Annotated in this window: 8 protein-coding genes; 1 reads left to right on the plus strand and 7 read right to left on the minus strand. The window is 49.8% G+C overall.

From position 1 onward, the window contains the following. Nucleotides 1-25: 25 nt before the first annotated feature. From ACFQZT_RS13935 to ACFQZT_RS13965, 7 genes are all read right to left on the minus strand, one after another. The gene (locus ACFQZT_RS13935; protein WP_379300759.1) at nucleotides 26-634 is read right to left on the minus strand and encodes an alpha/beta hydrolase; all 609 of its coding nucleotides are present in this window, start codon (nucleotides 632-634) and stop codon (nucleotides 26-28) included. Beyond that, on the minus strand, nucleotides 631-1581 hold the full coding sequence (locus ACFQZT_RS13940) for a ring-cleaving dioxygenase (RefSeq protein ID WP_379300761.1): 951 nt from the start codon (nucleotides 1579-1581) through the stop codon (nucleotides 631-633). Before ACFQZT_RS13940 ends, ACFQZT_RS13935 begins: the two co-directional genes overlap by 4 nt. A 21-nt stretch (nucleotides 1582-1602) precedes the next feature. Then, nucleotides 1603-2247: a nitroreductase family protein gene (locus ACFQZT_RS13945; protein ID WP_379300763.1), complete on the minus strand. Its 645-nt coding sequence runs from the start codon at nucleotides 2245-2247 to the stop codon at nucleotides 1603-1605. Nucleotides 2248-2334: 87 nt separating this feature from the next. Then, entirely contained in the window at nucleotides 2335-2790 is a 456-nt protein-coding gene (locus tag ACFQZT_RS13950; protein ID WP_379300765.1) for a MarR family winged helix-turn-helix transcriptional regulator, read from the minus strand. Nucleotides 2791-2950: 160 nt separating this feature from the next. Beyond that, nucleotides 2951-3259 carry an MGMT family protein gene (locus tag ACFQZT_RS13955; protein WP_379300767.1) on the minus strand — a complete coding sequence of 103 codons (309 nt, stop codon included), beginning with the start codon at nucleotides 3257-3259 and terminating at the stop codon, nucleotides 2951-2953. Between the two features lie 27 nt (nucleotides 3260-3286). Continuing rightward, nucleotides 3287-4204 carry a polysaccharide deacetylase family protein gene (locus tag ACFQZT_RS13960; RefSeq protein WP_379300769.1) on the minus strand — a complete coding sequence of 306 codons (918 nt, stop codon included), beginning with the start codon at nucleotides 4202-4204 and terminating at the stop codon, nucleotides 3287-3289. Next, nucleotides 4173-5480, minus strand: coding sequence for an MFS transporter (locus ACFQZT_RS13965; protein WP_379300771.1), 1308 nt, complete (start codon nucleotides 5478-5480; stop codon nucleotides 4173-4175). The genes ACFQZT_RS13960 and ACFQZT_RS13965 overlap by 32 nt, the downstream gene beginning before the upstream one ends. Nucleotides 5481-5932: 452 nt before the next feature. On the opposite strand from ACFQZT_RS13965, the gene ACFQZT_RS13970 reads away from it, so the two are divergent. Continuing rightward, nucleotides 5933-7462: an MDR family MFS transporter gene (locus ACFQZT_RS13970; protein ID WP_379300773.1), complete on the plus strand. Its 1530-nt coding sequence runs from the start codon at nucleotides 5933-5935 to the stop codon at nucleotides 7460-7462. Nucleotides 7463-7541: the final 79 nt, after the last annotated feature.

The following is a 7541-nucleotide window of genomic DNA, read 5'->3' on the forward strand; positions in this document are numbered from 1 at the left end:
TTTCCTGACACTGCTACAGCTTTATTCACGCAAAATTCCGTTTATACCACTCGGCAGCCGCGGCTACTTCCGAATGCGTCAATTGATGTCCGGCCCGTTCCCAGTGGACAGTCACCGAAGCGCCTGCATCGCCAAGCAGCTTTTGCAGCTCTTCCGTCTCCTGCGGGGAGCAGATCGGGTCGTTCTGACCCGCTCCGATGAACACCGGCAGACCTGAGAGATCCGGCAGCTTCACGCCGCGCCGCGGCACCATCGGATGGTGCAGAATGGCTCCCCGGAGCGCTCCGGCGTAGTGAAACAAAAGACTGCCCGCGATGTTCGCGCCGTTGGAATAGCCGATGGCTACGAGATTACTCCTGTCAAATCCATAGTCCGCGGCGGCTTGATCGAGGAACTCGTTCAGTTCCTTCGTACGGAAGATGAGATCTTCCTCGTCAAACACTCCTTCCGCCAGCCGGCGGAAAAACCGCGGCATCCCATTTTCAAGCACATTGCCTCTGACACTAAGCACGGAGGAAGTCGGCGCAATCGCCTGAGCCAGTGGTAGCAAGTCATGTTCGGTTCCCCCAGTGCCATGGAAAAGCACAGTGACCGGAGCATTCAGATCGGTGCCTTGGTTAAAAAGATGCCTCATTGTTGATCCTCCTCCAATACCCGCACTTGAATCGGCGGCAGATTCGCTTCAATTTGTGTACGATGTTCTTCGAACCATTCCGGAAGCATCAACTTTTCCCCAAGCGCATCCGGCTGTTCGTCACGTGCAAATCCCGGTGGATCCGTCGCGATTTCAAATAAAATTCCGCCTTCTTCTCGGAAATAAATCGCATTGAAGTATTGGCGATCCACGATCGGAGTCGGCTGAAAGCCGCTGTTCTGTACATGGCTTCTCCACAGCGCATGCTCCGCATCATCTTTGGCGCGCCATGCGATGTGATGCACCGTACCTGCTCCGCCAGCGCCGTGAGGCATCGGCGTTACATTGATGTCGATAACGTTGCCGATATCGGCGGTCGCTTTAAAGCGGGCGTAAGCCCCTTCTTGCCCTACTTTTTGAAGACCCATGACATGCTCCAGCAGATGGGCCGTTTTCTCAGGGGCCGTGCTGTAGAGAACGGCGCCGCCGAAACCTTTGATTGCCTTATCGGCAGGAACGCCGCCGAAGGTCCATGTGCTAGGCTTGCCTTGCTCACGTTCTACGATCTCAAGCTTGAGACCGTCTCTATCCTCAAATTGCAAATATGTCTCTGAGAATCTCACTACTTTTTCAAAGGCAATGTTGAAACGCTCCAGACGCTCTTCCCAGAATGCCAGGCTGCCTGTAGGAACCACATACGAGGTGATGCCGACTTGGCCGCCACCGATGCGGCCTTTACGTGAATTCGCCCATGGGAAGAAGGTAATGATCGTACCCGGACTTCCATGCTCGTCACCGAAGTACAGATGATAAACTTCCGGTGCGTCAAAGTTGATAGTTTTTTTGACCAGTCGAAGACCTAGTACACCTGCATAAAAATCGACGTTTTCCTGAGCATTTCTAACGAAAGCTGTAATATGGTGAATACCTGCTGTTTGTTGTGTCATGTTATCCAACTCCTCAATTTTTTATAGTGATGAAAATGTGTTATAGCTTACAAACTCACCGACAGGCTTGCGGTAACCGCGCGGTCTTTGGCGCGAATTATCTTCCTTGCCGATCGTAATTAACATCGCCGGGACGTACCCGTCTGGAATATGCAACGCATTGCTTAACGCTTCAGGGTCGAAGCCGATCATCGGGCACGTATCCCAACCTTTATCCTTGGCAATGAGCATTAACAGCATAGCGGACAAGCTTGCGTTTCGAATTGCCTCTTCCCGTTTGAAACGATCCCCTCTGCTTTCATAAAAGCTTAGAACGGACTCGACAGTCATGTCGTACTCCTGCTTATTGATAACTCCCAGGTTCAACAATCCCTCATTGAGAATTCCTACATCCTTGTAGGCATCCATATTGCCAAGCACCACAATGGCGGCGGAAGCGGTTTGGATTTTATATTGCTTATTCGCAGCTTCATATACGCTGTTTTTAAGCTCTGGATCTTTAACGACCACATAATGCGTATGCTGCAAATTAAACGCGGAAGGCGCGAACTTGACCAGATTGAACATTTCATCCAATTCTTCATCCAGTATCTCCATTCCTGGAACAAATTTATTAGCTGATCTGCGCGCTTTTATTAAGGTACTTAGTTCGTTTTGTGTGACCATGGGTTTCCTCCATTTTTGAGAATCTTAAAATTAAGATATATGCCAAGCTGGTAAGCAGCTATCCCTCTCACTCGAACAAGAGATAAACTACTTAAAGCCTTCTTGGGCGTATTTACCTAGCTTTTTGAGCAGTTGACTGGCCGCTCTTTTCTCTTCGGCCGTTAGACCGGCTACCGCGTTGTTAATGACATCCGCATGCCCAGGGAAAACTTCTTCGATGAATTGCTTGCCTTTGTCCGTGATCTCTGCATAAATCAGTCGCCGATCTTCGGTCGAGGTTCTGCGCAGCACGAATTGCTTCTTCTCCAGCTTGTCGACGACATAGGTTATGTTGCCGCTGCTCATGAGAACCTTGCCGCCAATCTGCTGAATAGGCTGCGCCCCCTTGTGGTAAAGTAATTCGAGAACGCCGAACTCCGTTCGATTCAGCCCATGCTGCCGAATATCGCGATCCGCATGTGCATTAACCCATTGGCTTGCTCTGGACAGTGCAATGTAGAGATCCAGTGCATCGTCTTTCGGGCTGGTTGTATGATCACTCACTGTGAGCACCTCATTTCCAAAATCTTAATTTGTTTTATCTTAATTTTAAGATACATGAATTGCAGATAATTGTCAAGTGGCTTTTTTCGAAATCGTATAACAAAAAATAAGCCCTTTGCTCTCCAGCCTTTGGGCCGCTAACATCGGGCTGCATTATTTTTCATTCCGGGATATACCGATATTTCCCCAAATCAATACGCCCATCGTCTTCCAGATTCACACCTTCACTGCTCAGGTAGAGGGTCTGTTTAAATTGTGATTCCTCGTCTTTTATCGCTATCTCGCCTTGAGCATTCACTACCCTATGCCAGGGCAGCTTATGAATACCGCTTAGTGTATGAAGTATGCGTACAACTTGCCTGGCGGCTCTTCGGCTTCCAGCAAGTTCCGCGATTTGTCCATAGGTCATGACATAACCTTCCGGTATGCTTTTTATAATTTCAACGACTCGTTGTGTGTAGGGATTCATCTGTTTCTCCTATCTGTTTAATTCTGGCTACTTCCGCAGCAGCTCCCTTGCCAATGTCCATGCGGAGCGGAGTCTCGATACGCGCCCGTGTTCGCGGAGGAAGCTATAATTCGTCAGCGTGACCCCCGCATCTTTCATCGCATAAGCGAAGTCGTCATCCATCATGAGCCGACACTCCCAGACCCGCTTCTCCCAATGGGGAATATGGCTTTGCATAAAAGGATCGTCTGCAGCAGGGTGGATATAAGTTTCAACGATGCCGTCCGGCAGATCGTACATTTTGGCCATCATCATCCGTTTAAAGCTTTCGTACGTCTCCCCCTCTTCTATTGCGAAAGAATGGGACAACAAATAATCGGGAATCGCTACGCCAAGCGCGCCTGCAAGCGCAGAAACCTTGGCAACAATCCGCTCTACACCGGGGATAGAAGCTAACAGAGGATCCGCGGCATGCACTTTGCGGAACAATCGGAATGGCAGCCCCCACTTCGCGCATTTCCTTAACGCAGGCAGGATATGGCTTCGTCCCGTTGCCATGCCGTACAGGCTGCCCATATGATTATCCGCATGGGTGATGGGGAATCCATACCGCGCTACTCGATCATATTGCGCATCCAACTCCTGCATGGCAGCCACTGTATCGGCTTGCCGCTCGAAAGCTTCAACCGTCCGGTGCATATAACCGCTCTCATCGTGCAAGCTTGCGTGACCGGTCAGACTTTTCCAGCGCAGCGTTTCGAATTCGCTCGTTAACGTCAAGTGCAGTCCGATATTGGACTGCCCTCTCCTTCTGCACCATTGCGCGGCTTCTTCAAACCCGGGGGCCGGAGCCATGATCGTTGCCGAGGATACTTTACGTTCCTCAAGCAGATCCATAATGGCTAGATTCATAGGCGGACTTTGGCCGAAATCATCACAATTTATAATGAGCAGCTTTGGACTCATGTCGAGGCGTCCTTTCTAATTTTACAAATAAAGAAATGATAAAAGAAATGACCAAGAGAACCAATGGAACGACACTGACCATATAACGGAACGTCGTCTCCGGATGAGCCCCAGGCCGCTCGCCGCTCTCATAGCCAAAAATCATCCCGACAAGAAGAAAAGCCAATGCGGAAATCAGACCGCTGGAACGGGTAATGAACCCGCCGATTGCCGTATACATGCCCTCGCGTCTACGCCCCGTTTTCATAAAATCCTGATCGATAATCATACCACTCACAATAGGCGGCGTCACCAGGAATCCTGCGAGACCGAATCCGAACAGAATACCCGCGAGAATCCCGCTTGTAAGGCCGGTGCCGAACCATAACGGAATGACGGAAAGACTATAGGCGATGAGCGAGAAACGCCATCCCCTCACTTGATCCATTTTACGAATGAGCCAGTACCATACGCCGACTAACGGAATGACTGAGATAAAGATCGAACCTAGTAGAATAGACACTTGATATTCAGGAATATGGAGTACATATTTGGCATAAAAGGGGATCATCGAACTCATTAAACCGTTGACCGTCTGGGCAAACGAATTCGCGATGTTGAAGATCCAAAACGGTTTGTTTTGGAGTGTTTCCTTGAAGGATTGTTTGAAGCCCAGCGGCTGCACGCTGCGCGCTTGTTCATTTTCTTTGACGGATCCGATGCAAAGGAGCATAAATAGCGCGAAGGCTAATGCGAATAGGATAGACATGCGGCTGAAGCCTACGGCCCCGAATAAAATCGGCGTAAGCGCCGTACCGATCAGGAGGGCGATAATTTGAAAACCTTGCTGAATGGCCGAGGCTTTGGCCCGCAGCCGGTCGCCTTGGAACAGCTCCGGGAATAAGGCTCCATAGTTGACCCAAAGAACGGTCGCTACAGCTTCAAACAACACAAGAGCAATCAGGAACCAGGTGAATAGCCCATAGCCGGTCAATCCTTGGGGAACGGTAAAGATCATGATAAAGGTTAGCATAAACAGCGGGATCGCACCAAAAATCCAAGGCCGTCGACGACCATAACGGGTATTCGTCCGGTCCGACAAATAGCCGAACAACGGCTGATTCACCGCATCCCAGATGAGATAGATGGTCCGTGCTATAGTTGCCAAACCAATACCTAACCCTAACTTCTCCACATAGTAGTAACTGTAGAAGGAGCCGAACGCTGTACTCGGAATCATCATAGCCAGCATCCCGAACGCATACATCACCGGGGAGTTCCGAAGCTTTTCTCTCATCGCATAACCTCCGCCATACCAGAATAAACCGCTTTCATCAATATGATATCGCTTCTAAGGATGCGTCACAATCAGAACTTAAATTTGGCACAACCTGCTACACCTGTTCACCATGATCCTACCTAGTTACGAACGGATTCCCCTGCTCCCAAAAACGCCAAGCTGCGAGTTGCCCTCGCCCCAAATCACCCGATGGCGCTGCTTGGAAAGCTCACACAGTTGGCACTCTTGGGCATCTGGGGTGCAGTTTCTTCTGGCAGGAGTAATATCCGAGACACCCTGTTCACCACCCCCCGAAATAGTTTGGAGGTCTAAGTTTGTGTAAACTACATCTCCAGACTGAGAACATTTAAAACCTGCGCATGAAGATTGACTCTCCTTGAGGGTTTATACTTGAAGAGTAAAGACAGCCATAAGTCAGTAATCATTTTGAATAAAGATGAGGTGTGCTCTTGAAAACGCAAGGAAATAACAAAACTTTGATTTTAATCGGTCTTCTGCTCGGTCTGGTGTTCTCGGAACTGGATCAAACGGTGGTATCGACGGCTCTGCCGACGATTATTCGCGATCTGCACGGGTTGTCGCTTTACGGCTGGGTCGCAGGGATTTACATGCTTTCTATTACTATGTTTATGCCGATCTTCGGCAAGCTGGCCGATATTTACGGCCGTAAAAAGATTTATTTGAGCTGTGTCGCCCTATTCTCGGTCGGATCGATCATCTGCGGGCTCGCGGATTCGATGACATTACTGCTTGTCGGGAGAGGCATTCAAGGCATTGGCGCCGGCGGACTTATGCCTTTAGGCATGATCATCATCGGAGATACGTTCCCGCTGGAGCAGCGGGCTAAGGTTCAGAGCCTGGTAGGCCCGTTATTGATCTTGCCGCAGCTGCTCGGCCCTACGATAGGTGGATATTTTGTCGGCCACGTGAATTGGCACTGGATTTTTCTGATTAACATTCCCGTTGGACTTATCGCTGCCTTTATCGTGGCCAAGGGCTTGCGTGAATCCAGCAACACGGAGAAAAAATCCATCGATTGGGCTGGAGCTTTTACACTCGTGCTCTCGATGCTCTCGCTTCTTCTGGCTCCCGTGCTGATCGACGTCAAAGGATATACCTGGTCGTCCCCCGTTATTATGGGTCTATTGGCTTTATCCTTGGCGCTTATTGCGCTCTTCATCCGAATCGAGTCTAAGGCCAAGGAGCCGATCATTCCGCTTGTTCTTTTCAAGAACCGTTCAGTCGTTGTCTTGTCCTGCATTGTGTTCCTAACGATGCTTGGCATTATGGGGGGCATGTCCGGCTTCCCGTTCTTCGCCCAGACCGTCATGGGCATGTCGCCGACCGCATCCGGCTATTTATCGCTGGCCTTTATGGCTGGAGCTATTCCGGCAAGTATCGTTTGCGGTAATCTCATTACTAAAATCGCCTACAAATACCTCTTCGTCGTATCGTTCGTTTTACCGATCGTCAGCTATGTGCTGCTGTCGCGAATTCATGTCGAGACAACCGTCCTATACATTCTCGTTGCATTTTTTATCTTAGGTCTTGGAATCGGCGTTCTATTCGGCGGAGACAATCTGATCGTACAGGAATCAGTTGAGAAGGAGCACAGCGGTGTTGGTGTGGCAACCGTACAGTTGTTCCAGTCCATAGGCGCGACTCTCGGGTTCAGCATTTTCGGAAGTCTGCTTTCCAGAAATATCTCCAGCGGTTTGTCCGGGTTGTCGGGCCAATTCCCTGCAGGAACGACAGAGACGATCATGAATGGAGGCATTCCGCAGGGCTTGCCAGCCGATTTGCTGTTGCAAATCAAACAAATATTTGCGGAGGCATTCCAGCACATTTTCGCGATTGGCATCGGTTTCGCCATCGTCGCTTTCATTGCCTGCTGGTTCATGAAAAAGGAATTGCTTACAACCAAATCAGAAGAAGCTCATTCTGCTCCGGCTCCGGTTAACTCGGGCTCGAGCGTGTAACTAACAACTCTGAATCATTAAATCGGGTAGGAGGCTACCCATTAGTTGAGTAGCCGACCCCCCACACCACCGTACGTAC

The organism is Paenibacillus sp. GCM10027628 (genome assembly GCF_042676385.1).
GTDB lineage: Bacteria > Bacillota > Bacilli > Paenibacillales > NBRC-103111 > Paenibacillus_E.

Bases quoted from the DNA above. Each gene is read 5' to 3' on its own strand.
- ACFQZT_RS13945 (WP_379300763.1), bottom strand. From the start codon at position 2,247: ATGGTCACACAAAACGAACTAAGTACCTTAATAAAAGCGCGCAGATCA.
- ACFQZT_RS13965 (WP_379300771.1), bottom strand. From the start codon at position 5,480: ATGAGAGAAAAGCTTCGGAACTCCCCGGTGATGTATGCGTTCGGGATG.
- ACFQZT_RS13960 (WP_379300769.1), bottom strand. From the start codon at position 4,204: ATGAGTCCAAAGCTGCTCATTATAAATTGTGATGATTTCGGCCAAAGT.
- ACFQZT_RS13940 (WP_379300761.1), bottom strand. From the start codon at position 1,581: ATGACACAACAAACAGCAGGTATTCACCATATTACAGCTTTCGTTAGA.
- ACFQZT_RS13955 (WP_379300767.1), bottom strand. From the start codon at position 3,259: ATGAATCCCTACACACAACGAGTCGTTGAAATTATAAAAAGCATACCG.
- ACFQZT_RS13935 (WP_379300759.1), bottom strand. From the start codon at position 634: ATGAGGCATCTTTTTAACCAAGGCACCGATCTGAATGCTCCGGTCACT.